Annotated in this window: 1 protein-coding gene; it reads left to right on the top strand. The window is 51.7% G+C overall.

Annotation, left to right across the window (positions count from 1 at the left end):
* Positions 1 to 332, top strand: a 332-nt coding sequence (locus tag GIW79_RS29505; RefSeq protein ID WP_236477478.1) for a phage tail tip fiber protein, incomplete at its 5' end; no start/stop codon positions are given.
* Positions 333 to 996 lie beyond the last annotated feature (664 nt).

The following is a 996-nucleotide window of genomic DNA, read 5'->3' on the forward strand; positions in this document are numbered from 1 at the left end:
CTGGCGGGTTGCAGTCGCAGTTCATCATCGACGCCGATAGGTTCGCCATTGGCCAGGCCGGATCGGTGCCGTTCGCAGTCCAAGGTGGGCAGACCTTTATCAAGTCCGCATTCATCCAGGACGGCACGATCACAAACGCCAAGATCGGCAACTACATCCAGTCGAATAACTACGACCCAGGCAAGACGGGCTGGAAGTTATTCTTCGATGGGACGTTTGAAATGAACGGCGTTGTTCCTGGGCAGGGCAGAGCAACGATGACTAATCGTTCGTTGCGTTTCTGGGATAACGGCAATGTGAAGCGCGTCCAAATTGGAGACTTAAGCGAATGAGTTTCGGCCTGAGGATATGGTCACCAACTGGTACCCTGGAATTTGACACCACGACATCTACTTACAGGATCGTTTTATCTGTATTGGTTTCATATTCTTCAGGTCCTGGAGGCACCAGGACGTTTTCTGCGCCGGGTTGTACCGCAACCAATGCAATCTGTTTTTTATTGCCAATAAACAATGATAACTCACAGGTTGTGTCGAATAGGCAGCTGGAGTGCGAGATGGGTACGGAGCTTGTCTATGTTAGGAATTTTCTGAAAGACCGGCCGACTGACTCATTCTCTACCGCAACGATGCGATTAATGGTTGCGAGGTTTGGCTAATGAATTATGGCCTGCAAGTAGTAAACGACGCCGGGGCTGTCTCCCTTGATTCTGAGTATTCGAGGCTGTGCGTCTTTCACAAAGGCTCCTACGCCGCCGGTGTCTCAGTTGTATTCTCTTCAGTTGTCACCACCCAAGAGCCGCCCCTTGTTTTTGTACGCCCGCAGAACAATGGGTCGCTTATACAGCTTGGCGTTTTGCTAGAGGGGGCCGCAGGTGCTTGGACTGGCTGTTCCGTAACATCAGGGCAAGCACACTCTGGGGCTATATTCATTGGGGCCTTTTCGTCTGTCCCAAGCGCTTCCTATGGTTTGAGGATGTGGGATGCGACGGGCAAG

It is taken from the genome of Pseudomonas sp. PA-7-1E (assembly GCF_021605325.1).
In the GTDB taxonomy this organism is placed as follows: domain Bacteria; phylum Pseudomonadota; class Gammaproteobacteria; order Pseudomonadales; family Pseudomonadaceae; genus Aquipseudomonas; species Aquipseudomonas fluorescens_BV.